Consider the following 26966-nt stretch of genomic DNA (forward strand, 5'->3'; position numbering starts at 1 on the left):
CGCAGGCAGCGCGCCCGGACCGGTGACCTGGGCGACGCCTGCGAAGAGGCCTATCGCCTCAGCACCGCGCTCAGCACGTCCCGGATGCCGATCGCGCCGACGAAGCGCGAGCCTTCGTCGAACAGCGCCACCGGGGCGGTCTGCGAGCGGTGCATGGCCAGCATTACCGTTTTCAGTGGCGTGCCGGGATTGGCCCAGAACACCTGGGCTCCCTCCTCGGGCTGGCTCTCGACGTCGGCGCAGGAGACCCACACCGCCGGCTTGCCGTCGCGCTCGGCGGCTGCCACCAGGCCATGCTCGTCGATCTTGAAGCGCGTGGTCTTGCGCCGGTCGAGCCACACCCAGCCGTCGTCGCCTTGTTCGAGATCGCGGCGGTCGCGCATCACGTTCCATGCCGTCAGCACCGACAGCGGGTTCACATTGGCGATGAAGTCGCGCACATAGTCGTTGGCGGGCCGCAGAACGATGTCTTCCGGCGCGCCGGTCTGCACGATACGGCCGCCCTCCATGATCGTGATGTGGCTGCCGATCTTCAGCGCTTCCTCGAGGTCGTGGCTGACGAAGATGATGGTCTTCTTCAGCTCGGCCTGCAGCTGCAGCAACTCGTCCTGCAGCTTGGTGCGGATCAGCGGATCGAGCGCCGAGAACGGCTCGTCCATCAATAGGATCGGCGCCTCTGTGGCGAAGGCCCGGGCGAGACCGACGCGCTGCTGCATGCCGCCCGAAAGCTCGTGGGCATATTTCTTCGACCACTGGTCGAGATGGACAAGCTGCAGCTGCTTCCGCACCCGTTCCTTGCGCTCGGCCTCTGGCACGCCCGCTAGTTCGAGGCCGAAGCCGACATTTTCCTCCACGGTGCGCCAAGGTAGCAGTCCGAACTGCTGGAACACCATGGCCACCTGCTTCTGGCGCAGCCGCCGCAAGGTCGGCTCGTCGCAGGTGACGACATCGACGGTGCGGTCGCCGTCCTTGACCAGCACCTGGCCGCGCGACACCACGTTGAGGCGGTTGACCGCCCGAAGCAGCGTCGACTTGCCGGAGCCGGACAGGCCCATCAGCACGGATATCTCGCCCTCGTGCACGGTCAGGCTGGCGCCGGCGCAGCCAAGCACGTTGCCGGTCTTTTCGAGGATCTCGGCCCGCGTGGCGCCCTTGTCGATCATCGCCAGCGAACCTGCCTGGTCGGCGCCGAAGACGATATCCACGTTCTTGAAATCAACCGCGACGGTCATTTCTTGCCTCCAACGCCGATGCGGGTCATGCGGTCGAGCACGATGGCGAGCACGACGATTGCCAGGCCGGCCTCAAGCCCGAGATCGATGCGGCGCGAGCCGAGCGCGCGGTTGATTTCCGTGCCGAGGCCGCCGGCGCCGATCAGGGCGGCGAACACCACCATCGACAGCGACAGCATGATCGATTGCGTCAGGCCCGCCATGATGGTCGGCAGCGCCGATGGCAGCTCCACCTTCCACAGAAGCTGACGCTTGGTGGCGCCGAACGCCTCGCCCGCTTCGACGATCGCCTTGGGCACCGAAACCACGCCGAGATGAGTAAGCCGCACGGCCGTCGGGATGACGAAGATGATGGTGACGATCAGGCCGGGCGCGTTGCCAAGCCCGAACAGCGTGAGCACCGGGATCAGATAGACGAAGGTCGGCAGCGTCTGCATGAGGTCGAGCACCGGCAGCATGATGCGGTAGACCTTCGGCTTGTGCGCGGCCCAGATGCCAAGCGGCACGCCGATCGCCATCGCCATGGCGGCGGCTGCAACCACCAGCACCAGCGTCTGCACCGTCTGCTTCCACAGGTTCTGGTTGATGATGAAGATCAGGCCGAGGAAAACGCCGATGGCAAGCGGCCGCGAACGCTGCAACAGCCAGGCGACGATCGCGATGACCAGCGCCAGAAGCACCGGCGGCACCATCAGCAGGAGGTTCACCGCTCCGTCGAGGATGAAATTCAGCCCGTTTGAAAACGCCCGGAAAATAGTGTCGAAATTGTCGGTCAGGAAGCCGAAGAAGGCCTTGCCCCATGGCCCAATGGGGATTTTGTAGTCGGTCAGGAATTTCGAAATCGGATCCATCTTTCCCCTCTCGGCTTCGCCGCACTTTCCGTACGGTCATCTTCTCACAGCTTAACGCATGTCACCCAAAAGTGTGCAGCGGTTTTGGGAAAATGACATGCGTAAAAGCAGAGACTTAAAGCGCGGCGCGCTTTAAGAAAAAGGGCAGCCTTTTCTGCTGGCTGCCCTTTTCCGGATCATCATGCCGGACTGAAAAGCCGGCTCAGCTCCCGAGCGCGGTCTTGACGGCAGCAGCCGCGTCGCCGCCGTCGAAGGTGGTGACGCCGGCAATCCACGGCGCCACGGCGTCGGGATGCTTCTTCAGCCAGTCGGTCGCTACCGTCTGGGCATCGCCGCCCTTCAGGATCGCGTCCATCATCTGCCCTTCCATGTCGAGGTTGAACTTCAGGTTGGCGATGAACTTGCCGGCGTTCGGGCACTCGGTGGTGTAACCCTTGCGCACATTGGTGTAGACGGTGGCGGCGCCGAAGCCGCTGTCGCCCATGCCGTCGAGATAGGTGATCTTCATGGCGCCCATCACCGGATGCGGCGTCCAGCCGAGGAAGGCGATCCACTCATTGTTCTTCATCGACTGCTCGGCCTGCGTCAGCATGCCGGCCTCCGAGGACTCGACCAACTCGAAGCCGCCGAGATTGTCGGCCGGGTTCTTGATCATGTCGAGGATGATGCGGTTGCCGTCATTACCGGCCTCGATGCCGTAGATCTTGCCGTTGAACTTGTCCTTGAACTTGCCGAGATCTGTCAGCGTCTTGACGCCGGCGTCCGCGACATAGGTCGGCACGACGATGCCATAGCCGGCGCCGGTCAGGTTGGTGCTGATCGTCTCGACGGAGCCGTCGGCGGTATAGTCCTTGATGTCGTTGGTCATCGACGGCATCCAGTTGCCGAGGAAGACGTCGAGGTCCTTGTTCTTCAGCGAGGCCATGGTCACCGGCACCGAAAGCTGGATCGTCTGCGGCTCGTAGCCGAGCGCAGTGAGCAGCACCGACGCCAGCCCCGTGGTGGCCTGGATGTCGGTCCAGCCGACATCGGACAGGCGAACCGCCTTGCAGCTCGCCGGATCGCCAGCATAAGCGGCGGTCGTGGTCAGAAGCGCCGCCAGGCCGAGGCCCGCGACGATGGATTTCATACGCGACATGAACTTTCTCCCATTGCGATTCTTAGGCGATGCGAAGTCACGGTTCTTGCGCCCGCCTTGTTTCGTCAGCCAAACACCATTTTGATGTTGTTTCAAGCGGTTCGACATCACGATGAACGGCGCGCACTGGCCAATAGACGACATGACAGGTTTTTGAACGACATCGAGTTTTTGGTGGACGGAGCCAGCGCCCCCTCCCCGTGCCGCGGCAAGTCAGCTTAAAAGCACCTATGGCCAAGCTTTACTTCCATTACGCGACGATGAATGCCGGCAAGACGACCATGCTTTTGCAGGCGTCCTACAACTATCGCGAACGCGGCATGTCGACTATGCTGTTCGTCGCCGGCCATTATCGCAAGGGCGACAGCGGGTTGATTTCGTCGCGCATCGGTCTCGAATCCGAGGCCGGGATGTTCCGCGGCGGCGACGATCTCTATGCCAGGGTCGCCGAGCATCACCAGCATGCCCCCGTGCATTGCATCTTTGTCGACGAGGCGCAGTTCCTCGAGGAGGAGCAGGTCTGGCAACTCGCCCGCATTGCCGACCGGCTGGGCATTCCGGTCATGTGCTACGGCCTGCGCACCGATTTCCAGGGTAATTTGTTCCCCGGCTCGCGAGCGCTGCTCGCCATTGCCGACGACCTGCGCGAGGTGCGCACCATCTGCCGTTGCGGCCGCAAGGCGACGATGGTGGTGCGCCTGGCATCCGACGGCAAGGTGGCGAAGCAGGGCGAGCAGGTGGCGATCGGCAAGGACGTCTATGTTTCGCTCTGCCGCCGCCATTGGGAAGAGGAGATGGGCAGGGCCGCGCCTGACGACTTCATCGGTTTCGTCAGCCGCTGAGCCTGATCGGCTGCCGGTCATCGGGTAGCCGGGTAGCCGCCGCTGCCACCCGCTTGCAATGCGCGGTTTTATGCTGCCTTTGTTAAAGCCTGCCCGTTATTTCAGCAATTCCTGGAGAGTGCGCAGCTGTTTTCCGTCCGGAATGCGTGAAAATAGAGAGTTAGAGCGGGCCAGCGATTCTATCTGGCCAAAGCCATCGGGAGTTGCCGCCATGCTTCGAGCCATTCCGTCCGCCGCGGTCTTGCTGCTTGCCGGCGGCCTTGCCGCGCATGCCGATGGCGATGCGGCGCTGGGCAAGAAGGTCTTCAACCGTTGCATCGCCTGCCACGAGGCGGCGAGCGACCGCGACAAGGTCGGTCCGCATCTGATGGGTGTCGTCGGCCGCAAGGCCGGTTCGGCGGAAAGCTTTGCCGGCCACTATTCGCAAGCCATGAAGGATGCAGGCGCCGCGGGCCTCGTCTGGGACGAAGCCAACCTCGCCGAATATCTCAAGGCGCCCAGGCAGAAGGTTCCAGGCAACAGAATGGCCTTTACCGGCCTGACCAGCGATGACGACATCGCCAACGTGATCGCCTATCTCAAGGCCGACCCCAAGCCCTGATCGGCGCAGGAGAAACCGGTATTGTCGCCGCCAGAGATTTGCCGGCGCTGTTTCATGGCCGTTCGCAAAAACAAGAGCTTAAGGCATATCGGCCAAAGCTGTTCGACGACGTGCGCGCTACTGGGCGCCTTACGCATGCTTGCCTTGTCTTTCAAGAACCTAACCAATTCTTTTGTTTTGACGCCTCTCCTTGCCTTCCTTCTTTCAATCCTTTGAAGCCCCACATATATTCGCCGCCACGACACGGAAACGGATGCCGAAGCGGGAGGCCCCAATGGCGACATTGCAGAATTTCGATGCCGAAATTGCCAAGACCAAGCAGGTCGTGCAGGACATGCGCACCAAGATCGAGCAGTCCGGCACCGTGCTCGACACGCTTGCCACCGCCGACAAGAAGATCGGCGACGCCAATTTCGACATCGAGAACGCCCGTATCGAGGACGTGCTCAAGCAACAGAAGGTCATGGAGGGCAATATCGCCGACCTGATCATCGGGCTGGAGGACGCCACCAACGTCTTCGGCGCCGAATTCGAAAGCATGAAGAACTACACCGGCTGGGAAAACTTCGTCGGCGTGTTCTCCGCACAGCGCAAGCAGCGCATGCGCACCGATCGCGTGCGAAACATGTCGCTCGCCGGCAATCTGCAGGAGCTTTTGGCGAAGTCGGACACCATCGTCGGCATCCTGAAGGCGCAGAAACAGGTCCTCGACCAGCGCTACAAGACCTCAGAGGCCAGCTTGTCGCAGGTGATCGAGCGCCGCAAGGTGACCATGACCAACCTCGAAACGGTGCAGAAGCGCATCGAGGAGCTCAACCCGATGCTGCTCGACATCGAAAACAAGATCGCCGCCTCGACGACCCAGAAGGAGCGCACCGAGCTTGAAGGCGAGCGCTCGAAAATGGCGACCGAATACAATGAAAAGCAGGCCAAGGAGCAGGAGCTGCTTGCCGAAAGCCAGACGCTGGAGCGCTATACCTCGATGTTCCAGACCTTCGTCGATTCGCTCAACAACCAGATCGCCGCGCAGTCGACGCTGATCAACAAGCTGACCATCGACACCGAGCAGCGCATCGTCCTCTACAAGGCGCTGGAAGATTCGCTGAAGACCGCCGCCCAGCAGGACGTCGCCCACAAGATCAATACGCTTGGCAGCCAGGTCGACAACACCGCCGAGGAAACCATGGCCGGCATCGGTGCCGCTTCCCAAAAGCACATCGGCGACCTGCTCGAGATGCATGAGAAGAACATGGTGGCTTCAGCCGACATTCAGCGCCGCAAGAAACTCGCCGATGATGCCTTCGCGCGCCGCTTCGACGAGGTGATGAAGAAGCACAATTCCGCCAACTATGTGCAGCAATAGGCGGCGCCGCTGACTTCATATCCACGGCAGCCAGATGACACCTGAGAACGACGCGGCGGCACGCTATTTCTCCGCCATCACGGCGGCGCTGAGCGGGCTGGAAGTGTTCATGCGCGACGACCGCTCGCCGCTTTACCGGCATGGCATCGTCGCCAAGATCGTCGCCGAATACATCGCCCGGCTGGACAAGTCGTTTGTGTGCTGGCGCAACCGCCTCGGCTTCATGGACACGTTCCGCATTTCGCGCGCCGACAGCGGCTACCCGGTGTTCCAGAACTTGCTTGAGCTGGAGAACGACCGCCGCCAGGCCGATGCCCGGCTGGCCAACATTCCCCTGGCTGGCGAGCTGCGCGAGGAGATGGCCGACTTCATTCTACGCCACAAGGAATTTCCCGAAGCGCTGCAGAAGTCGATGGCCGAGCGGCTCTATCTTGAGGACGTCAAGAGCGAGGCAACGTTCGGCCCCTTCACCCTGTCGCAGACGGCCAAGGTTTCGGTCAACCCGAAGACCATGCGGCCCTATTATCTCGTCCACTGGGCCTCGTTCGACGGCAGCGCCAACCTGCCGCTGGTCTACATGGTGACCGTGGAGGACTCCTCCGAAAGCATGGTGCGCCAGCTGGTCGACGGCAACGGCAAGCTCAACGAGCGGGTCGACATCCCGCTTCCCGTCGACGGCCTGCTCAATCCGGAGCTCGCACACCGCTTCGACGATTTCACCGAAAAGAACTCGGCCTACACACTTTCGCCGGCGACGATCGCGGTCAATCTCGACAAGGATTTCGAGCCGCTGCATCCCAAGCAACTGCGCCGCGTCGTGCTCGGGCCCTTCTATTCGGCCGGCATCACCGACAACAATTCGACGGTGACCGAAGTGCTGGCCAAGGTGCGCAAGCCGGAGAACGCCTGGCTGCTTACCTGGACCATCCAGGAAGTCTTCTCCAAGGCCGAGAAGCCCGGCCGCAAGGGTCTTTTCTCCAGCGAGAAGACGACGCAGGAGTTCTTCATCAACACCGACGATCTCGAAGCGGCGCGCCAGGGCGTCTCGAGCTACGAGAACCACGCGCTGATCCCTCACGAGGCCTACCAGGCGCTCTACGCCGCGGGCGAGGCGCAGAAGGTCTTTTCCGGCTACAAGGTCCACATCCTGTCCAATGGACAGGTCATCAGCGATGTGTGAGATGCTTGCGCAGCCAGAGTCGCGGCGCGCAAGCGAGGTGCGAAAATGACACCAGCAGGCAGGGTTTTCGTCAAGAAAAGAGAGCTTGACGCTCTAAAAAAGAAAGTTCGCCCAGGTGCCTTGGATAGCCTGGAGCACACCCAGCGCATCGACATCACCTATACGTCGAACGCGATCGAGGGCAACACGCTGAGCGCGGGTGAGACCGCCTTGGTCATTGAGAAAGGCATCACCATCGGCGGCAAGCCCCTCAAGGATCACCTTGAAGCGGTCGATCACGCACGGGCTCTGAACTGGGTGCTGGAAATCGCTGCTCAACGCGACACTCCGATAATCGAGGCTGACATCCGCAACCTGCATCATTTGGTCGTCGCGAATTCCAAGCCGGAGATCGCCGGTCGCTACGCCGACGGCGCCCGTCACGTGAACACCGATGCCGGCGTTCACAATTTCCCTACGCCAACCGAAGTGCCCGCGCTCATGGAAAGTTTCTGCCGCTGGCTTGGCGCGGCACGCAATAGACCGCAAACCGCCTTCGAGGCCCATCGGCGGTTCGTTGGCATTCATCCCTTCAACGACGGCAATGGCCGCACGGCACGGCTCTTGATGAACCTTGTGCTGGCGCGCGCCGGCTACCCGGCCGTGGCGATCCGCCCCGAAGATCGCCCTGCCTATATCGCGGCGCTTGAAATCGACCAGCGCGGCGGCGGTCATGCCGCCTTCGACAAGCTGCTTTTCGACCGGCTGGACCAAACGCTGGACCTGTATCTCGATGCCGCGCATCAAGCTCGCGATTCATCCGCCCGTGGCGAAACGATAATTCCGATGGGGAGCTGATGATGGACACCGGCCTGACCACGATCTCGGAAGCCGCCATCGAAAAGCATCGCGCGACCGCGCAGAGCTTCATCACCCGCATCGTGGTGCTGGAGGATCCCTCGCGCGAATCCGGTACCGCGCTCGCCGGCACCAACCGCCGCTTCGTCTCGACCGTGTCGGTCGGTTCGGTGCGCCGCACGCGCGAGGTCGAGCTCTCGAAGACGGTCGCGGCCATTCACCCCGACGACCAGTTGATGACGATCCCGCAGCACACGCTGCTGTTTCGCGCCCGACGCGGCCTGGCCATCGCACTGGCCATTTCGGATGTCTTCGCCGAAGGCTCCGACCTTGAAAGCCTGCAGGCCAAGAACGCCCGCGCGCCGCTCGAAGGCGACGACGCGTCGACCTTCAAGAAGCTTTTGTCGGCTTCGGCTTACGTTTCGGCCTTCAGCTTCGCCTCCTATCTGTTCCAGTTGATCGACAGCGACGGCGAGGCGCCGAACGACAGTCCCGAACCCGATTTCCTGTTCGACACGCCGCAGGATGCGGTGAAGTCGATCGTCGCCGGCCTCGACAAGGCGATTGCCGGTTCGAAGGATGACGCCGACCTGACGACGCGGGCGCGGGCCTTTGCCCGCATCGCCATCGACGGGCTCCTGGCGCGAAAAGGCCGCTTCGACGGTATCGGCCCGTTCGAGAACGCGCATATCCGCATCGATGTCGACGATTTCATCCTCGACGGCTTCGACGTCGCGCCCGGCAAACGCTCCAAGCCGCTGGTGATGACCTTCAAGAAACCGGAAGAAGTCGTCGGCAATCACATCGCCAAATTCCAGTCGGTCAGGCTGGCCAAGATGCTGATGGCCTATGACTTCGAGCGCGAGCTGAACCCTTTCGTCGAGCTCGGCGGCTTCCTGTTCACCTTCATCGGCGATGGCGCGCCCGGCACCGGCAAGACGACGCTGATCCAGATGATCGCCGGCCTCCTCAACGGTTATTGCCAGGTGGCCGGCTATCCCTTCGCCTACGAGAATTTCGGCGTCGACCAGATTTCGTCCTATCAGGGCAAGTCCGGCCAGAACTGCCGCCAGTTCATCAACAATGTGCTCAATCCACGCGTCATCGGCTTCGGCACAGTCGACGACATCGACCAGGTGGCGGCGCGCCGTTCCGACGACCGCGCCTCGGCTGGCCAGCAGGAGATCACCGGCGTCTTGATGGATGCCTTCGCCGGCGCCTCGACGGTGGTGCGCGGCAACTGCTCCTTCGGCATGTTTTCCAACTATCCCGAAAACGTCGACGATGCGCTGCGCCAGCGCGCCGGCGCCCGCTGGCTGATCGATGGCCCGCAGACCCGCGACGACTATATAGATATCTTCGTGCTGCTCGCCGGCAAGAACCACCAGATCCCTCTGGGCAAGCATGAGCTCTACGCCGCGCAGGAGATCCAGCGCGCCGTGGCCGAGGCCTATGAAGAGCACGAGAAGCCGCAGGAAGACGGCCTGGTGAAGGTCTATGAGCGCTACATGAAGGAAAATGGTGCGCCGAAGACCATGGCCGATGTCGGCACCTACCTGCACATGATCAAGGACGCCGAGCCGCGCTTCACCGGCCGCGCCATCAAGAACGTCACCGACGCGATAAAAATGCGCGCCATGGACATCGAGCTGCCGGACGACTGGTTCGAAAAGCCCGAAGCCTTCATGCACAAAAGCTACGACGACAAGAAGGCGATGATCGAGGAGCTGCGCGGGCCATTTTCGATGGACATGGTCATGCAGGAGATCAACCGCTACGCCGATTCCGAATTCCGCTATTCCGACAAATCCGATGATGCCGCGGTGGAGAAGCTCTTGCGCGACGCGCGGCTGCGCGAGCGCGCAGCGAGCGAGATGGAGGAATTGAAGAAGAAGGGGCTTTGGTGATCTTCCTTCTCCCCGTTCACGGGGAGAAGGTGCCCGAAGGGCGGATGAGGGGCAGCGCAATGCGTGGCAGAAATGAGCCGAAAGTAGCGAGAGCCCGTGAGCTACGGAAGGTTGAGAACGATGCCGAGGAAAGGCTTTGGCATGAACTGCGCGGACGGCGATTGAATGGCCACAAGTTTGTACGCCAGCTACCGATTGGGCCCTATTTCGCAGACTTCGCTTGCCGCGAAGCCAATCTGGTCGTGGAGGTCGACGGCAGCCAACATGCAGGTCGGTCCCGAGATCGATATAGGGACGAGACGATGAACAATAACGGTGGTCGGTATTGAGGGTTTGGCACGCGGACGTTTTGACCAGCCGCACGGGTGTGCTGGATACGATTGTTGCAGCATTGGATGGTCGGTTGGATCGCAAGATGATTGGTACCGATGCAAAATTTCTGCCGGCAGCTATGTCGGGGGAAAAATGATGAGCGTTTGCGCCGCCCCTCATCCGCCCTTCGGGCACCTTCTCCCCGTGAACGGGGAGAAGGAAGAGTGACCCACGCCAAAAAGCCCGACCTTCTGCGCGACAACGATCTGATCTACGGCCGCCTGCTCACCGTCGACGAGCCGCATCTTGTCCAGCGCTACAACAAGGCAATGGCCGCGTTTGGCCTTCAGCCAACCAAGCTTACGAGCTTCCAGATCGACCGCACCGGCTTCTCGCCCGAAATCGCCGAGGAGTGCGGTGACTATGGCTATCTCGACCCCAACGAGGTCAACCGCCGCTTCATCATCCTGACGCCGTCGCAGATCGACCTGCCGGTGGTCCACACCGCCTTCTCCAACACCTCGCAGCTGATGTTCGAATTCATGTCGAGGAACCAGCGCGCCATCGACGCGCTGACCATCAAGGACGTGATCTACGGCGAGATCGAGGACTCCGTTCCCAAGGTCAACGACATCGAGGACCTGCTGTCGATCAATCAGGTCGAGTTCAAGGTGCTGTCGGCCGAGGACGTGCTCGGCAAGGCCGCCGAGCTCGGCAAGCTCGTCGACCGGCTGAAGCAGGAGCCTGACGCCTGGCGCGACAACGCCATGCTCGAGCGCATGGTCGATCTCGCCAAGGTCTGCGGCGATATCCGCGAGAACGCGCTGGTGCCGGACCAGGTGATCTTCCGCCACACCGCCTATTGGACCAGTCATTTCGGCGGGCTCTACGTGTTTGTCGACCCCGATATGACGACGGTGATCAGCGACCCGGCCGCACCCGGCTTCCGCCGCTCGCGGCCGTGGCAGGTGAGCTATCTGTCGATCAACGACGCCGACAAGGTGTTCCGCTTCCTTGCCGCCACCGGCCGCCTCGACCTGCCGCGAGCCTCATGGATCGAGGCTTCCGGCTATCTCGAGCATCGCGCCGAAATGGTCGTGCGCGCGCTGATCCGCGACGCCGAACCCAACCGCAATCTGACAGACGTCGACAAGGTCTGGCTGCAGACCTGGATCCTTGGCCATGCCGATCTGATCGCAAGCGACGGAAACTTTCCCTTTCTCAATGCCGCCAAGCGCGAGATCGCCCAACTCGGCCATCTCAAGATCGAGGACGTGCCGCCGCGCCAGCGTTTCCTGGTCGTGCGCGCCAAGCCCGATCATCCCGATGCCTGGCTGACCAACCAGTTGATCTCGGATTTCGTACCGCAGGACTTCGTTTCACGTTACGTCTTCAACAAGCCGGGATTCTACAAGGACTATGACGGCTACAGCGATGCCTGGCGGTCGCATGTTGTGGACGTTCTGAAAACCACATATTTGAAGGACAAGGCGGCGTTCCGCGCGCGCCTTTACGGCTTGACTGACTAGAGCAATTCCAGGAAAAGTGTGGGCGGTTTTCCGCCCGGAATTGCATCAAAACAAAGGGTTAGAGCAGATCGCCGTTTCCCAGGAAACGGTGAAATGCTCTGAGGGGTGAAACAGCCATGCTTGATCCGATCGTGACCTTCTTCGTCAGGATTTTCCAGTGGATCGGCCGCGGCATCGGCCTTTTGATCGGCGTCATCTTGTGGCCGTTCATGTGGGCCGGCCGCTGGTACACGCAGCGCGGCTGGATCCTCAAGGCAGTGGTCGGCCTAGCCCTTTTGGTGCTGGTCGGCCTCTACGCCAACTTCTTCTACGCCACCCAATGGTGGAGCAATTTCAACCCGAGCTATCCCGACACCTACAGCTTCGAGAAACGCAATGTTTCCGCCGGCGAACAGGTAGCCGCCGGCGCCGGCACCGATACCACAAAGACCTGCGGCGACTCCGGTATCGCCCAGATTGCTGCGGACCTGATCGACTTCAACGTCAACCAGAACGCCTGGGTCTCGTCGATGGTCCTTTACAAGCTCGGTCTGTTCGGCATCAACTGGGACGACACGCCATGGATGGACAACAAGGCTTCGTTCCAGCGCGGCATCAATCAGGCAGTGCGCCGTACAGCCACCGAGCTTGCCGACAACCTTGGCCGTGTCCGCACCACGTCGCAGATCGACACCAATCTGCAGGATGCTCGTGGTCAGTTGCAGTACGACGAGTCCATCTGGTACATCAGCCGCAACGGCATGACCGCGACCACGCCCAGCATGTACCGGCGTGCGATGGGCAATCTGCGCTCCTTCAATGCCCGCCTCGCCACCTGCCAGACGACTTTCGACGCCCGCGCCGACAATCTGAAACAGTACATCGACCGCATCGCGTCGGACATCGGCTCGACCTCGGCCATCCTCAAGGAACGCGCCGAAAACCACAACAATGGCTGGTTCGACTTCCGCGCCGACGACCGCTACTGGTTCGCCTATGGCCAGCTCTACGCCTATTATGGCCTGATGAAGGGCGCCCAGGCCGATTTCGAAGGCGTCATCAAGGAAAAGCATCTGCAGAACCTGTGGGACACGATGGACGCGCAGTTCGTCTCCGCGCTGCGCATCCAGCCCTTCATCATCGCCAATGGCCGCGAGGATGGCTGGCTGTTGCCGACACATCTGACAACGATGGGCTTCTACGTGCTTCGGGTGCGCTCCAACATGGTCGAGATCAGCAACGTGCTGACGCAATAGGGCTGGCGTCCGTCGGTCAGGGCGATGGCGGATTTGCGCCTTCGCCCCTGTCGCTTTTCGCGCATTAGGCGGCTGTTTTGAGACGGCGAAGCGGCCGCCGCTCTGGCTTCTATACGGCGCAAGCGACCGGGCGCCGAAGACCCGAAGAGGGTCGAACCGGGGAACAGCAATATTCTTTCTTTACAGGAAACATAGTTGCATGAAAGTTGACGCCTAGGCAGCGACAGGGTTAGAAAATGCCCCCTGCGCCCGTGCGGCGCTTCGAACATGCACAAAAGATCAAAACCGTCCCTTCCACCGCCCAATCCAGAGGAAAGCCGTCATGGCCGAAGTGAAGTCCGACATCGAGATCGCCCGCGCCGCGAAGAAAATACAGATCCAGGAGATCGGCGCCAAGATCGGCATCCCGAACGAGCATCTGCTGCCTTATGGCCATGACAAGGCGAAGGTCTCTGCCGAGTTCATCAAGTCGGTCAAGGGCAGGACGGACGGCAAGCTGATCCTGGTCACCGCCATCAACCCGACGCCTGCCGGCGAAGGCAAGACGACCACCACGGTCGGCCTTGGTGACGGCCTGAACCGCATCGGCAAGAAGGCGATCGTCTGCATCCGCGAAGCCTCGCTCGGCCCGAATTTCGGCGTCAAGGGCGGCGCGGCCGGCGGCGGTTATGCGCAGGTGGTGCCGATGGAGGACATGAACCTCCACTTCACTGGCGACTTCCACGCCATTACGACGGCGCATAACCTGCTTTCGGCGCTGATCGACAACCACATCTATTGGGGCAACGAACTCGGCATCGACACCCGCCGCGTCGCCTGGCGCCGCGTCATGGACATGAACGACCGGGCGCTGCGCGAGATCATCTGCTCGCTGGGCGGCGTCGCCAACGGTTATCCGCGTGAAGCCGGCTTCGACATCACCGTCGCCTCGGAGGTGATGGCGATCCTATGCCTCGCCACCGACCTCAAGGACCTCGAAAAGCGCCTTGGCGACATCATCGTCGCCTATCGCCGCGACAAGTCGCCGGTCTTCGCCCGCGACCTCAAGGCCGACGGCGCCATGGCGGTTCTGCTCAAGGACGCCATGCAGCCGAACCTCGTCCAGACGCTGGAGAACAATCCCGCATTCGTCCACGGCGGACCGTTCGCCAACATCGCCCATGGCTGCAACTCGGTCGTCGCCACCACGACGGCGCTGAAGCTCGCCGACTATGTGGTGACCGAAGCCGGCTTCGGCGCCGATCTGGGCGCCGAGAAATTCTTCGACATCAAGTGCCGCAAGGCTGGGCTGAAGCCGTCGGCGGCCGTCATCGTCGCCACCGTGCGCGCCATGAAGATGAATGGCGGCGTCAAGAAGGAAGACCTCGGCAAGGAGAACATCGAGGCGGTGAAGAAGGGCTGCCTCAACCTCGGCCGCCACATCGAGAACGTGAAGCAGTTCGGCGTGCCGGCCGTCGTGGCGATCAACCACTTCACCACCGATACCGATACCGAGATCCAGGCAATGAAGGACTTCGTCAAGGCGCAGGGTGCCGAGGCGATCCTGTGCAAGCACTGGGCGCAGGGTTCGGCCGGCATCGAGGATCTGGCGAAGAAGGTCGTCGAAATCGCCGAATCCGGCGCCTCGCAGTTCTCGCCGCTTTACCCTGACGAGATGCCTCTGTTCGAGAAAGTCAACACCATCGTAAAGCGCATCTATCGCGGCGACGAGGCGATCGCCGACAAGTCGGTCCGCGACCAGTTGCATGCCTGGGAGCAGGCCGGCTACGGCAACCTGCCGGTCTGTATGGCCAAGACCCAGTATTCCTTCTCGACCGACCCGAACCTGCGCGGCGCGCCGACCGGCCACACCGTGCCGGTACGCGAGGTCAGGCTTTCGGCGGGCGCCGGATTCGTCGTCATCATCTGCGGCGAGGTCATGACCATGCCCGGCCTGCCAAGCAAGCCGTCGTCGGAAAAGATCTTCCTGAACGAAGCCGGCCAGATCGAAGGGCTGTTCTAAGAATCGCCAGGACTGGGAACGACCAAGGGCGCCGCCTTATTGCGGCGCCCTTTTTGCTTGGCCTGTTCTAAGCCGCAGTGGACGCGCCGAACTTCTTGATGCCGGCGACCGACATGCTGACGAACTGGTCGAGGATGGCAAAGAAGATATCCAAGCTGAAGCCGAACAGGAAAGCGAAGGTGAACAGGCTGAAGCCTATGCCGGTCACCTCGCCGCCGAGCTTGGTGCCTGGCGCCATGAACCAGGCGAGGATCATGCCGGCGAGCCCGCCGAGCGCGATGCGGTGAATGAGCCGGGACAGCGGCGGATTGGGCAGCAGCGGATTGAGGATCATGCGCATGTGGAACATGATGCCGCCAAGCGCGCCGTAGAGCGCGGGCAGGATCCACAGCGCATAGGGGCTGAGCACCTCGCCCAGCGTCTTGGCCTGCAATGTCAGCGTCGAAATCGAATTCGGCGTGATGGTAATGACGCCTTCGCATTGCAGGTTGCGCGTCGCTTCATCGAAATCGGCGTTCAGGTCCTCCGCCTGGGCTGCCGGACCGGTAGCGCTGACGACCTCGGTGTTGGGTTGGCTGTTGTCGTTGTTCTTGCAGTCGAAATCCGACTGCTTGAGCGGCTGGCTGTTCCCGGCCCCGCTTTGCTGTTGCGCCAGCGCGACCGCCTGGCCGCAAAACTGGTTTATGGCCATTTGTCTGGGGTTCGAGAAATCAAGTGGCGCACCCGCTTTGACCGGCGAGGCGGAGAGCTTGCAATACCCCCATTGCATGCCCCAAAGCGGAAATGGCGCCTCCTGCGTCATGAACCCCTGCGCCCTCACCAGCAACGAGGAAAAACGCTGATCGAGCGAATGCAGGCTGTCGACGGAATTGTAATAGGCGTCCTTGAGTAGCGTCAGGTCGGTCGTTGACGCTTGCCGGGCGGTGGCCGAGCTCAGTTGCTTCTTCGTCGCCCAGACCTGCCTGATCGACTGCCCGAACCGGGCGCTGAAATCGTTGTTGTCGATCTCCTGCAACTCGGCGCCGATCGAAATACCTCTGTTGTAGACATAGGTCAGCTTGCCGATGATGATCATCATCGTCACCGAGAGAGCTATGAGAAAATAGGTCGCGAGCGCGGTCCGCCGCGACATGTCGCCCGGTGACCAGCCGGTACGCAAGGCAGCCAGGGTGGAAAACGGCACGGTGTCGGAACAGTCGTTTAGCACCGTCTGCAGTTTCACGACCTCGGGCTGACTTGCCGTCGCGTCGGTTAGCTTTTCCGCATCGCCGATCGCGGCGAACAGGGCGCTGTCCTTGAACACGCCGTAGCGGCCATAACCGGCGACCAGCTTCGCATCCTTGAGCAACCCGGAGACAAGAGGATCGTTGGATGCCGTCATCGCGAGTCCCTTCCGACGACTAGCCCAGGTAACCTGGCACGAAGCCATATTGCGACGGGCACCCGCAGGGATAACCGGGAGGCCCGGGCGGCTGCGCCCAGCACCAGAAGAATTGGGTGAAGCAGATCGTTCCCGGCGCATGCGGCGGAACTTGCGCGAAGGCCGGCCACGGCAGCAGTGCCGCGCCGACAGCGAGGGCCAGGACGACCACGGTTCGTGCAACGCGCGCTTTCAATTCAGCCCCCAGCCAACCGCGCTTACTCACATGCGTCGCGACTTTCCGAAAATAGCGGAATGATTTCCGTGAAATGGGTCACGCTCTTCCCCGATATTTATCGTCAAAGCAAAAGGCGCCGCATCTTAGCGACGCCTTTGCTGTTCGAACGCAGTTCGGTCTACGCCGCGTTGCGTGCCAGCGCGCGCTGGTTCGACGCATAGATCGTGTCGCGTTCCGGCAACGCACCGGTCTTCAGGCAATCGATCCATTCGGCGGTCTTCAGCACCGCGGCGAAGCGCGACTGCAAAACGATGCTCACCACCCGATGGATGTCCTCGGCCGACGCATAGCCGGCGCTATTTGCGTAGGGCACCGAGCCGCTGGCGTCGGAAAGGAACTCGACCGCGAAGCCCATATGCACGGCGTGGATGATGGTCGACAGATCGCAATTGTGGGTCATGTAGCCGACGACCGCGATCGTATCGATGGCATTGGCGCGCAGCCAGGCCTCGAGATCCGTGCCGGTAAAGGCCGACGGCAGCGTCTTTTCGACATAGTGATCGCGGGGGCGCCTGGCGATCTCGGGATGCAACTCGCCGCCATGGCTGCCCTTGGCGAAGATCGGCGACGTCTCGGGCGCCATCTGTCTGACGACGACGACCTTGATGCCGGCCGCCGCGGCGGCATCCATGGCGCGCGCCACGTTAGCGACGGTCTCGGTGAATGGCGGATGCTGGATGGCAAGATTGCCGCCGTTGTAGTCGTTCTGGACATCGACGACGACAAGCGCGCGGCGTGGCTGGGTGGTGGGTGCTGACATGGCGGTTTCCTTTCGACCGGGTTGATGGGGCAAAGCTAGGCGGATGCTTGGGATGCTGAAAGTGTCCCGATTGACATCATTCGAAAGAATTGGGACATTCGCCAATCAACCCAAATGATGTCTGTCATGAAGAACCCGATCATTGCCGCCGTCGCCTTCGACGGCATCAGCCCCTTCCACCTCTCGGTGCCTTGCCTGGTGTTCGGCGCGGACCGCACCAAGCTCGGCCTGCCGCGCTTCGATTTCCGCGTCTGCGCGATGGAGGAAGGACCTGTTCATACCGATGCCGGACTGGACATCGTCGTGCCGTATGGGCTTTCCACCCTCGACGAGGCCGACATCGTCATCGTTCCCAGCTGGAAGGACCTCGAGGCGCCTCTGGCCGCACCGTTCAAGGACACGCTGCAACGCGCGCATCGGCGTGGCGCGCTGATCGTGGGCTTGTGCCTCGGCACCTTCGCCATTGCCGCCGCCGGCTTGCTCGCCGGGCGAAAGGCGACCACCCACTGGGCCTATACCGACCAGTTGCAGGCGCTTCATCCCGACATCGCGATCGACGCCGACGTTCTCTATGTCGACGACGGCGACATCATCACCTCCGCCGGCGTCGCCGCCGGGCTCGACTGCTGCCTGCACATCGTGCGCGCCCGCTATGGCGTCGAGGCCGCGCTTCGGCTTGCCCGCCATGTCGTGCTCTCGCCGCACCGGCAGGGCGGTCAGGCGCAGTTCATCGAGCGCCCGCTTGCGCCGACGCCAAACGCTGACCGGTTCACGCGCGCACTCGATCAGGTGCACGCGACACTCGGCGAATCCCATAGTCTCGACAGCGTCGCCGATGCGGCCGGCCTCACCCGCCGCACCTTCACGCGCCGCTTCCAGAAGTCGATCGGCACCAGTTTCGGCGACTGGCTTGCCGACCAGCGTGTGGGGCTGGCGCAAAGGCTGCTGGAGCAGACGGACAAGTCGATGGACGTGGTCGCCTTCGAAGCCGGTTTCGGCAGCGCCACCTCGCTGCGCCAGCATTTTGCCGCTCGGCTCAGAACCTCGCCGAGGCAATACCGGCGCGAGTTTTCCCGAGGCAGCCAGGCGCCAGACGGACTCAGCCTCTTGTAACGGCCCGTGCCGGGTTGCCGACGACGGTCACATTGGCCGGCACATCGCGGGTCACCACAGCGCCCGCGCCGACGATGGCGCCCTCGCCTATGCTGATGCCGGCAAGGATCACCGCGCTGCCGCCGATCCAGGCGTTGTCGCCGATCGTCACCGGTTTTGCGATCTCCAGCCCGGCCAGCCGGCCGGAGGCTTCGCGATGATGCTCGGCGCAGTAGATCTGCACGTTGGGACCAAGCAGCGTTCCCTTGCCGATGCGCACCGGCGCCGCGTCGAGAATGGTGCAGCCGGCATTGAGGAAGGCACCATCGCCGAGGAACAGGTTGAAGCCATAGGCGCAGTGGAACGGCGCCTCGATGCGCGCCTTCTCGCCCGCGCCGCCGAGCAGAGCCCGCAAGGCAGGACCCATATTACCGCGCTGCCCGGGCGGCAGGCTGTTGTGCTCGAACACGGCGTCGCGCGCCCTGACGCGCAAATCCTCAAGTTCATCACCGATGCACGTATACCATTCGCCGGCCGCCATCTTAATGCGTTCGCTATTCGTCACGACGGGCACCTCCAGTATTGCTGCCAAAGCATACCGTATCGCCCGTGAAAGCCAGTAGCCAAACGCCGGACCTATGCTAGCCTGTATCTTGGAAACCGGCTGAGGTTCCGATCTTGAGGGGTCGTCATGCTTTACATTCTTGCATTGCTGATTGGCGTCGTTGCCGGCCTGCGCGCCATGACGGCGCCTGCCGCCGTTGCCTGGGGCGCCTGGCTCGGATGGCTGCCGGTGGCAAACACCTGGGCGAGTTTCATGGGCCATTGGATCGCCGTCGGCATTTTCACCATTCTGGCGGTCGTTGAGCTCGTCACCGATCAATTGCCCTCGACGCCGAGCAGAAAAGTGCCGCAGCAATTCGGCGCCCGCATCGTCGCCGGCGCTTTCGCGGGCGCGGTGATCGGCGCCACCGCCGGCGCCACCATCGGCGGTTTGGTCGCAGGCGCGACCGGCGCGGTGATCGGCACGCTGGGCGGCGCCGAGGTGCGCGGCCGGATGGCCGCGGCCTTCGGCAAGGATCCGCCCGCCGCCTTCATCGAGGATGCGGTCGCTATCATCGGCGGGCTGCTGATTGTGGCGGCCGTCACATGACGGCGAAGAGCTTCGACGCTATCGTCATCGGCGCCGGCCAAGCCGGCCCGCCGCTCGTCGGCCGGCTCGAGGCGGCCGGCATGAAGGTTGCGCTGATCGAGCGCAAGTTCATCGGCGGCACCTGCGTCAACACCGGCTGCATGCCGACCAAGGCGATGGTGGCGAGCGCCTATGCTGCGCATCTCGCCCGCCGTGCCGCCGACTACGGCGTCGCGCTCTCGGGGCCCGTCGGTGTCGACTACAAGCGGATCAAGGCGCGCAAGGACAAGGTCACCAACGACGCCCGCGGCAATCTCGAGAAATGGATAGGCGGCATGAAGGGCTGCGCGCTCTATCGCGGCCATGCGCGTTTCGAATCCGCCAACACCGTGCGTGTCGGCGACCAGCTGCTCACCGCGCCAAAAATCTTCCTCAACACCGGCGGCCGCGCCTCGGTGCCCAACCTGCCCGGCGTCAACGACGTGCCCTACCTCACCAACGCCTCGATGATGGATCTCGATGTGCTGCCCAGCCATCTGGTCGTTGTCGGCGGCAGCTATATTTCGCTCGAATTCGCGCAGATGTTCCGCCGCTTCGGCTCCGAAGTTACTGTGATCGAGAAGGCGCCGCGGCTGACCGGCCGCGAGGACGAGGACACCTCGGCCGCCATCCTGTCCATCCTCGAAAATGAAGGCATCGCCGTTCATGTCGGCGCCGGCGACATAAGCTTCGCCAGGCAAGGCAGCGACATCGCCGTCACCTTCTTCGCCGGCAAGCCGCCGGCAGTGGGGTCGCATGTGCTGCTGGCGCTGGGGCGCACGCCCAACACCGACGATCTTGGCCTCGACAAGGCCGGCGTCGAGGTCGACCAGCGCGGTTTCGTCGTCGTCGACGACCAATTGCGCACCAATGTGCCCGGCATCTGGGCGATGGGCGACTGCAACGGCAGGGGCGCCTTCACCCACACCTCCTACAACGACTTCGAGATCGTCGCCGCCAACCTGCTCGACAACGACCCGCGCCGCGTAAGCGACCGCATCGAAGCCTACGCGCTTTATATCGACCCGCCGCTTGGACGCTGCGGCATGACGGAAGCCGCCGTGAAGAAATCCGGCCGCCGCGCGCTGGTCGGCCAGCGGCCGATGACCCGCGTCGGCCGTGCGGTCGAGAAGGGCGAGACGCAAGGCTTCATGAAGATCCTGGCCGATGCCGACACCGGCGAAATCCTCGGCTGTTCCGTGCTCGGGCCGGGCGGCGACGAGGCGATCCACTGCGTGCTCGACCTCATGTATGCCAAGGCGCCGATCTCGACGCTCGCGCGCGCCATGCACATCCATCCCAACGTCTCGGAGCTGTTGCCGACGATCGCCCAGGAGCTGAAGCCGCTCACCTGAACGCCCGCCTCAGGGTCGGAAAGTCGCTCTCCCGTTTCTGCATTGCTGCGTTGCAACAATGGCGCTTGTGCGCCGGGTATGTCCAAAGTCAGTCTCGACTTGAACCGATTCAGTCCGGACATCCCATGCCGCTGCCGATCCTAGCGCTTGCCATTGCATCTTTCTGCATCGGCACCACCGAATTCGTCATCATGGGCCTGCTGCCGGAAGTTGCGGCCGACCTCGGCGTCTCGATCCCTTCCGCAGGCCTGCTGGTCACCGGCTATGCGCTGGGCGTCGTCTTCGGCGCGCCGATCGTGGCCATGGCAACCGCGCGCTTGCCGCGCAAGCCGGTGCTGGTCGGCCTCGCCACCCTCTTCGTCATCGGTAATCTCTTCTGCGCCATCGCACCCAACTACTGGCTGCTGATGGCGGCGCGTGTCTTCACCGCTTTCGGCCACGGCGCCTTCTTCGGCATCGGTTCGGTGGTCGCGGCAAGCCTCGTGCCGCGCAACAAGCGGGCGAGCGCCATCGCGCTGATGTTTGCCGGCCTGACGCTCTCCAACATCCTTGGCGTTCCCGCGGGCACCGCGCTCGGCGAAGCCTTCGGCTGGCGCGCCACCTTCCTCGCCGTCGTCGGCATCGGCCTGATCTCGGTCGCTTCCATCGCCTGGCTGGTGCCGTCGGATGTCGCGGAGCCCAGCGGCGGCGGTCTGCTCGGCGAACTGCGCGTGCTCGGCAAATTGCAGGTGTGGCTGGCGATGCTGATCGCCTCGCTCGCCTCCGCCAGCCTGTTCGCGGTCTTTACCTACATCAAGCCTTATCTCACCAACGTCTCCGGCCTGTCGACGGGGACCGTCACCTGGGTGCTGCTGTTGTTCGGCGCCGGCATGACCATCGGCAACATCATCGGCGGCAGGCTGGCCGACTGGAAGCTGATGCAGACGGTGATCGGCACCTTGCTCGCCATGGCCCTGCTTTTCGTCGTCTTCGCCAAGCTCGGCGCGATTGCCACGATTGCCGTCGCCATCGTCTTCCTGTGGGGCATGCTGATCTTCATCGTCGTGCCGCCGCTGCAGATACGCGTCGTCGAAGCGGCTTCCGAAGGCCCGAACCTTGCCGCCACGCTCAACCAGGGCGCCTTCAATGTCGGCAACGCCGGCGGCGCCTGGATCGGCGGCCTTGCTATCTCCTGGGGCGTGTCCTACGCCAACCTGCCGCTGGTAGGCGCTGCGCTGGCGCTGCTCGCCGTTGCTGTTGCGGTGTTAACGCAGACGCTCGATCGCCGCGCCAACCTGCAGGCACAGCCGGCCGAATAAGGCTCGGCGTCCACGCCGTAGCAAGGCTCGGCGTCCTCGCCGTAGCAGCGGCTGCCCCGACAGCCGACGCGGCTGGACCACTCGACAGCCCGATCGCAACAATGCATGGCTGAGGCCTTTTCACACGGAGGGTGTCGCATGCAGAAGACGATCGAACGCATCGCCGGCGACAGCGAGGGCGTTGCTTACGAATTTCCAGTCTTCCGCTTCGAGGGCAAGGACAAGACTGCCCCTTCCGCCTATCTGCAGGCCGCCCTTCACGCCGGCGAACTGCCGGGCGTCGTTGCCATCGACGCGCTGATGCCGATGCTCGCCAAGGCGGAGGCAGAGGGCCGTATCAAGGGTCCGGTCACGATCGTGCCCTGGGCCAATCCGGTCGGCCGCGCGCAATATCATTTCGGCGAGCATCAGGGCCGTTTCAATCTCGGCACAAGGACAAACTTCAACCGCTCCTTCCCGCTGCTTGCGGCGCCCGATGCAAGGCTCCTGCCGGATGTCAGCCTGGGCGGCGCCGATCGCAGGCTGAAGAACCGGCTCGTCCAGCTCTCGCTCGGCAACGACATCGTCCTTGACCTGCATTGCGACGACGAAGGCCTCGCCTATCTCTACGTCCACACCAGCCTGTGGCCGCATATGGCCGACTGTGCCGCCGCCATGGGCGCCGAAGCCGTCCTGCTGTGGAGCGAGGACAATACGGGCACCTTCGAGGGCGCTTCGATCATGCCTTACCAGAACGTGCCGGCGAGCGTCGCGCGCTTCGACCGGCGCGTCGTCTCCACGGTCGAGTATCGCGGCATCCTCGACGTCGATGGCGCCCTGGCTGCGTCCGATGCCGAGGGTCTCTACCGCCTGCTGGTGACGCGTGGCGTCGTTCAGGACTCATCTGTCCCGAAATTCGAGAAATTTTCCGGACCCGTCATACCGCTGGAAAACATCGACATGATGCCCTCGCCTCGGGCCGGCGCGATCCTTTACGACGTAAAGCCCGGCGACCGCGTCGCCAAAGGCGACAGGCTGGCGACGATCGTCCACGCGCCCGGCGAGGTCGGCGGCCGCGCGGAAGTTTTTGCCCCGCAGTCGGGCTTCATCCTGACCCGCCGCTCGCGCCGCATCATCCGCACCGGCGAGGATCTTTTGAAGCTCGCCGGCAACGGCAGGAGCAGCGACGCGCGCTCCGGCACGTTGGAAGACTGAGACCGCGCGGGCTTCGGCATCGACGTGAAATCCAGTTGCGTGGGCCTCCATTCGCCGCTAAGGGAGTCGCCATGAACATGCGTTCGAACAAGACCGTTTGGTGGTGGGCCTGCTGACAGCGGCCTGTTCGTGCGTTTGCGCGTGAGAAAGAATGTGGCCGCAACGGAATGTCCGGGCGGCCATTTGTTTTTTAAAGCCATTCCCGGGTCCGTTGCCCAAAATGCTGATGGAGACGGCAATGACGACTAAAGTTCTGGACAACGGGGCGGAGCGCTTCGTCACCGCCGGCGGCGTGACGATCACCCGCGAACGGCACGACAGGCCCTATGAAGGCGCGATCGATGCCTATGTCGACGGCCTGAATTCGCGCCGCGGCGCGGTCTTCTCCTCCAATTACGAATATCCTGGCCGCTACACGCGCTGGGACACGGCCATCATCGATCCGCCGCTGGTGATTTCGGCGCGCGGCCGGGCGATGCGCATCGAAGCGCTGAACAAGCGCGGCGAAGTGCTGCTGCCGGTGATCGGCAAGGCGCTTGGTCACCTGAGCGAAGTGACGATCTCCGAGACCTCGAAGACGCTCATTCGCCTCGATGTCGCCAAGCCAGGCCGCGTCTTCACCGAGGAGGAGCGCAGCCGCGTTCCGTCGGTCTTTACGGTGCTGCGCGCCATCACCGCGCTGTTCAAGACCGCCGAGGATGCCAATCTCGGCCTTTACGGCGCCTTCGGCTACGATCTCGCCTTCCAGTTCGACCCGGTCGACTACAGGCTCGAGCGCAAGCCGAGCCAGCGCGACCTCGTACTGTTCCTGCCTGACGAGATCCTGGTCGTCGATCACTATTCGACCTCAGCCTGGACCGACCGCTACGACTATTCGGGCGACGGCTTTTCGACCGAGGGCTTGCCGCGCGACGCCCATGCCGAGCCGTTCAAGACCGCCGACCGCATCCCGCCGCGCGGCGACCACGAGCCGGGCGAATACGCCAACCTGGTGCGCCGCGCGATGGAGAGCTTCAAGTGCGGCGACCTGTTCGAGGTCGTGCCCGGACAGATGTTCTATGAGCGCTGCGAGACCCAGCCTTCCGACATCTCGCGCAAACTGAAGTCGATCAACCCCTCGCCCTATTCCTTCTTCATCAATCTCGGCGAAAACGAATATCTGATCGGCGCCTCGCCGGAGATGTTCGTGCGCGTCAACGGCCGCCGCGTCGAGACCTGTCCGATCTCGGGCACCATCAAGCGCGGCGACGACGCTATCTCGGACAGCGAGCAGATCCTGAAGCTGCTCAACTCGAAGAAGGACGAGTCCGAGCTCACCATGTGCTCGGACGTCGACCGCAACGACAAGTCGCGCGTCTGCGAGCCGGGTTCGGTGCGCGTCATCGGTCGCCGCCAGATCGAGATGTATTCGCGCCTCATCCACACCGTCGACCATATCGAGGGGCGGCTGCGCGAAGGCATGGATGCTTTCGATGCGTTTCTCTCGCACGCCTGGGCAGTCACCGTCACCGGCGCGCCGAAACTGTGGGCCATGCGCTTCATCGAGCAGAACGAGAAGAGCCCGCGCGCCTGGTATGGCGGCGCCATCGGCATGGTCAACTTCGATGGCGACATGAACACCGGACTGACGCTGCGCACGATCCGCATCAAGGACGGCGTAGCCGAGGTGCGCGCCGGCGCTACATTGCTCTTCGACAGCGTGCCCGAGGAAGAAGAAGCCGAAACCGAACTGAAGGCATCCGCCATGCTCTCCGCCATCCGCGACGCCAAGACCGGCAACGCCACCGGAACCGAGCGCACCACCGCTCGTGTCGGCGACGGCGTCAACATCCTGCTCGTCGATCATGAGGACTCCTTCGTCCACACGCTGGCAAACTACTTCCGCCAGACCGGCGCCAATGTTTCCACGGTTCGTTCGCCGGTGCCGGAAGAAGTCTTCGAGCGGTTGAAACCGGACCTCGTCGTGCTGTCGCCCGGCCCCGGCACGCCGAAGGATTTCGACTGCGCCGCCACCATCAAGAAGGCGCGCAGCCGCGACCTGCCGATCTTCGGCGTCTGCCTCGGCCTGCAGGCGCTGGCCGAAGCCTATGGCGGCGAACTCAGGCAATTGCACATCCCGATGCATGGCAAACCGTCGCGCATCCGCGTCTCTAAGCCCGGCATCATCTTCTCGGGGCTGCCCAAGGAAGTGACCGTTGGCCGCTACCACTCGATCTTCGCCGATCCGGTGCGCCTGCCCGACGGTTTCGTGGTTACCGCCGAGACCGAGGACGGCATCATCATGGCCTTCGAGCACCGCAAGGAGCCGATCGCGGCGGTCCAGTTCCATCCGGAATCGATCATGACGCTCGGTCACAATGCCGGCATGCGCATCATCGAGAATATCGTCGCGCATCTGCCGCGCAAGGCCAAGGAAAAGGCCGCGTAGGAAACATGGTCGCAACGCAGGACACGGCGGCGGCCGCGGCGAAAGCCGCGACCCGGGAGAAGGTTGCCAGGCTTGCCTTCTGGTCGATCCTCGTCGCCTGCGTCGTGCTGGTCCTGAAACTTGCCGCCTGGTACATCACCGGCTCGGTCGCGCTCTATTCGGATGCGCTGGAATCGATCGTCAACGTCATTGCGTCGGCGGCCGCCTTCTGGGCGATCCAGGTCAGCTACAAGCCCGCGGACCAGGACCACCCCTTCGGCCATCACAAGGCCGAATATTTTTCGGCCGTGCTCGAAGGAGTGCTGATCGTCGTCGCGGCCCTGCTGATCCTCAACGAGGTCTGGCGATCCTGGCAGCATCCAGCCCCGCTGGAACAACCCTGGGAAGGCCTTGCCGTCAACGGCGTCGCGACCGTGATCAACGCGATCTGGGCCTGGATTCTGATCCGCACCGGCCGGAACGCAAAGTCGCCGGCCCTCGTCGCCGACGGTCAGCACATCATGACCGATGTGGTGACCTCCGTCGGCGTGTTCGGCGGCCTTGTCGGCGCCGTACTGACCGGCTGGCAGATCCTCGACCCGGCGCTCGCCGTCATCGTCGCGCTCAACATCCTGTGGCAGGGCTGGCATGTCATCGGCTCGTCGATGAACGGGCTGATGGATCGCGCCGTCGACAACCAGGAACACATGCAGATCCGCGGCATCATCTCGGCCAGTTCGAAGGGCGCGATCGAGGTGCACGATCTGAAGACGCGCATCGCCGGCCGCGCCACCTTCATCGAATTCCACCTGGTCGTAGACGCCGACATGACGGTCGGCGCCAGCCATGTCATCTGCGACCGCATCGAGGACGCGCTGAAGGCCGAGATCCCCTCGGTGCGCGTCACCATCCATGTCGAGCCGGAGGACGAGGCAAAGCTGCCGAAAGGCACCACGGCGGTGCCTTTCGCGTGACGGTGCCAGCATGGCAGACGTTGGGGAT

General features: G+C 63.0%; 22 protein-coding genes and 1 pseudogene. 17 read left to right on the forward strand and 6 right to left on the reverse strand.

What is annotated here, in order from left to right:
* Nucleotides 1–50 precede the first annotated feature (50 nt).
* The 3 genes from choV to RFM68_RS15015 form a co-directional block, all read right to left on the reverse strand.
* Nucleotides 51–1232: a choline ABC transporter ATP-binding protein gene (gene choV, locus RFM68_RS15005; protein ID WP_320233766.1), complete on the reverse strand. Its 1182-nt coding sequence runs from the start codon at nt 1230–1232 to the stop codon at nt 51–53.
* Nucleotides 1229–2083: a choline ABC transporter permease subunit gene (gene choW, locus RFM68_RS15010; RefSeq protein WP_320233767.1), complete on the reverse strand. Its 855-nt coding sequence runs from the start codon at nt 2081–2083 to the stop codon at nt 1229–1231. The genes choV and choW overlap by 4 nt, the downstream gene beginning before the upstream one ends.
* A 202-nt stretch (nt 2084–2285) precedes the next feature.
* Nucleotides 2286–3221 carry a choline ABC transporter substrate-binding protein gene (locus RFM68_RS15015; RefSeq protein WP_320233768.1) on the reverse strand — a complete coding sequence of 312 codons (936 nt, stop codon included), beginning with the start codon at nt 3219–3221 and terminating at the stop codon, nt 2286–2288.
* Between the two features lie 230 nt (nt 3222–3451).
* Here RFM68_RS15015 and RFM68_RS15020 point away from each other — a divergent pair, with 230 nt between their 5' ends.
* The 10 genes and pseudogenes from RFM68_RS15020 to RFM68_RS15065 all read left to right on the forward strand — a co-directional run bounded on the left by RFM68_RS15020 (nt 3452) and on the right by RFM68_RS15065 (nt 15029).
* On the forward strand, nt 3452–4063 hold the full coding sequence (locus tag RFM68_RS15020; RefSeq protein ID WP_320233769.1) for a thymidine kinase: 612 nt from the start codon (nt 3452–3454) through the stop codon (nt 4061–4063).
* Nucleotides 4064–4274: 211 nt separating this feature from the next.
* Nucleotides 4275–4664, forward strand: a complete 390-nt coding sequence (locus RFM68_RS15025) for a c-type cytochrome (RefSeq protein WP_320233770.1) — start codon at nt 4275–4277, stop codon at nt 4662–4664.
* A 274-nt stretch (nt 4665–4938) separates the two neighbouring features.
* Nucleotides 4939–6027, forward strand: coding sequence for a hypothetical protein (locus tag RFM68_RS15030; protein ID WP_320233771.1), 1089 nt, complete (start codon nt 4939–4941; stop codon nt 6025–6027).
* Between the two features lie 34 nt (nt 6028–6061).
* Nucleotides 6062–7207 carry a hypothetical protein gene (locus RFM68_RS15035; protein WP_320233772.1) on the forward strand — a complete coding sequence of 382 codons (1146 nt, stop codon included), beginning with the start codon at nt 6062–6064 and terminating at the stop codon, nt 7205–7207.
* A 45-nt stretch (nt 7208–7252) separates the two neighbouring features.
* Entirely contained in the window at nt 7253–8044 is a 792-nt protein-coding gene (locus RFM68_RS15040; RefSeq protein ID WP_320233773.1) for a Fic family protein, read from the forward strand.
* A gap of 2 nt (nt 8045–8046) precedes the next feature.
* Nucleotides 8047–9951: an ATP-binding protein gene (locus RFM68_RS15045; RefSeq protein ID WP_320233940.1), complete on the forward strand. Its 1905-nt coding sequence runs from the start codon at nt 8047–8049 to the stop codon at nt 9949–9951.
* 59 nt (nt 9952–10010) lie between these two features.
* A pseudogene (locus tag RFM68_RS15050) lies at nt 10011–10420 on the forward strand (endonuclease domain-containing protein).
* Between the two features lie 67 nt (nt 10421–10487).
* The gene (locus RFM68_RS15055; RefSeq protein ID WP_320233774.1) at nt 10488–11792 is read left to right on the forward strand and encodes a DUF6638 family protein; all 1305 of its coding nucleotides are present in this window, start codon (nt 10488–10490) and stop codon (nt 11790–11792) included.
* Between the two features lie 116 nt (nt 11793–11908).
* Nucleotides 11909–13027 carry a DUF2333 family protein gene (locus tag RFM68_RS15060; protein ID WP_320233775.1) on the forward strand — a complete coding sequence of 373 codons (1119 nt, stop codon included), beginning with the start codon at nt 11909–11911 and terminating at the stop codon, nt 13025–13027.
* A 322-nt stretch (nt 13028–13349) separates the two neighbouring features.
* Nucleotides 13350–15029 (forward strand): formate--tetrahydrofolate ligase, encoded by a 1680-nt coding sequence (locus tag RFM68_RS15065; protein WP_320233776.1) that lies wholly within the window; start codon nt 13350–13352, stop codon nt 15027–15029.
* Between the two features lie 67 nt (nt 15030–15096).
* On the opposite strand, the gene RFM68_RS15070 is transcribed toward RFM68_RS15065, so the two are convergent.
* Entirely contained in the window at nt 15097–16410 is a 1314-nt protein-coding gene (locus RFM68_RS15070) for a hypothetical protein (protein ID WP_320233777.1), read from the reverse strand.
* Between the two features lie 395 nt (nt 16411–16805).
* Nucleotides 16806–17447: a cysteine hydrolase family protein gene (locus RFM68_RS15075; protein ID WP_320233778.1), complete on the reverse strand. Its 642-nt coding sequence runs from the start codon at nt 17445–17447 to the stop codon at nt 16806–16808.
* 126 nt (nt 17448–17573) lie between these two features.
* Between RFM68_RS15075 and RFM68_RS15080 the strand changes: the two genes are divergently transcribed.
* Complete coding sequence (locus RFM68_RS15080; RefSeq protein ID WP_320233779.1) at nt 17574–18560, forward strand: helix-turn-helix domain-containing protein; 987 nt, start codon at nt 17574–17576, stop codon at nt 18558–18560.
* Here the strand turns inward: RFM68_RS15080 and RFM68_RS15085 are convergent.
* Entirely contained in the window at nt 18547–19104 is a 558-nt protein-coding gene (locus RFM68_RS15085; protein WP_320233780.1) for a sugar O-acetyltransferase, read from the reverse strand. The two genes, RFM68_RS15080 and RFM68_RS15085, sit on opposite strands and share 14 nt — an antisense overlap.
* A gap of 126 nt (nt 19105–19230) precedes the next feature.
* Here RFM68_RS15085 and RFM68_RS15090 point away from each other — a divergent pair, with 126 nt between their 5' ends.
* The 6 genes from RFM68_RS15090 (at nt 19231) to RFM68_RS15115 (ending at nt 26938) form a co-directional block, all read left to right on the forward strand.
* Nucleotides 19231–19692: a DUF4126 domain-containing protein gene (locus RFM68_RS15090; RefSeq protein ID WP_320233781.1), complete on the forward strand. Its 462-nt coding sequence runs from the start codon at nt 19231–19233 to the stop codon at nt 19690–19692.
* The gene (locus tag RFM68_RS15095) at nt 19689–21065 is read left to right on the forward strand and encodes an FAD-containing oxidoreductase (RefSeq protein WP_320233782.1); all 1377 of its coding nucleotides are present in this window, start codon (nt 19689–19691) and stop codon (nt 21063–21065) included. The genes RFM68_RS15090 and RFM68_RS15095 overlap by 4 nt, the downstream gene beginning before the upstream one ends.
* A gap of 125 nt (nt 21066–21190) precedes the next feature.
* A complete protein-coding gene (locus RFM68_RS15100) occupies nt 21191–22363 on the forward strand; it encodes an MFS transporter (RefSeq protein WP_320233783.1) in 1173 nt (390 codons plus the stop codon).
* A 138-nt stretch (nt 22364–22501) separates the two neighbouring features.
* On the forward strand, nt 22502–23557 hold the full coding sequence (locus tag RFM68_RS15105; protein ID WP_320233784.1) for a M14 family metallopeptidase: 1056 nt from the start codon (nt 22502–22504) through the stop codon (nt 23555–23557).
* A 238-nt stretch (nt 23558–23795) separates the two neighbouring features.
* The gene (locus RFM68_RS15110; RefSeq protein ID WP_320233786.1) at nt 23796–25985 is read left to right on the forward strand and encodes an anthranilate synthase; all 2190 of its coding nucleotides are present in this window, start codon (nt 23796–23798) and stop codon (nt 25983–25985) included.
* A gap of 5 nt (nt 25986–25990) precedes the next feature.
* Complete coding sequence (locus RFM68_RS15115; protein WP_320233787.1) at nt 25991–26938, forward strand: cation diffusion facilitator family transporter; 948 nt, start codon at nt 25991–25993, stop codon at nt 26936–26938.
* Nucleotides 26939–26966 lie beyond the last annotated feature (28 nt).

Origin of the sequence: Mesorhizobium montanum, from assembly GCF_033977145.1 — a bacterium.
Classification (GTDB): Bacteria; Pseudomonadota; Alphaproteobacteria; order Rhizobiales; family Rhizobiaceae; genus Mesorhizobium; species Mesorhizobium montanum.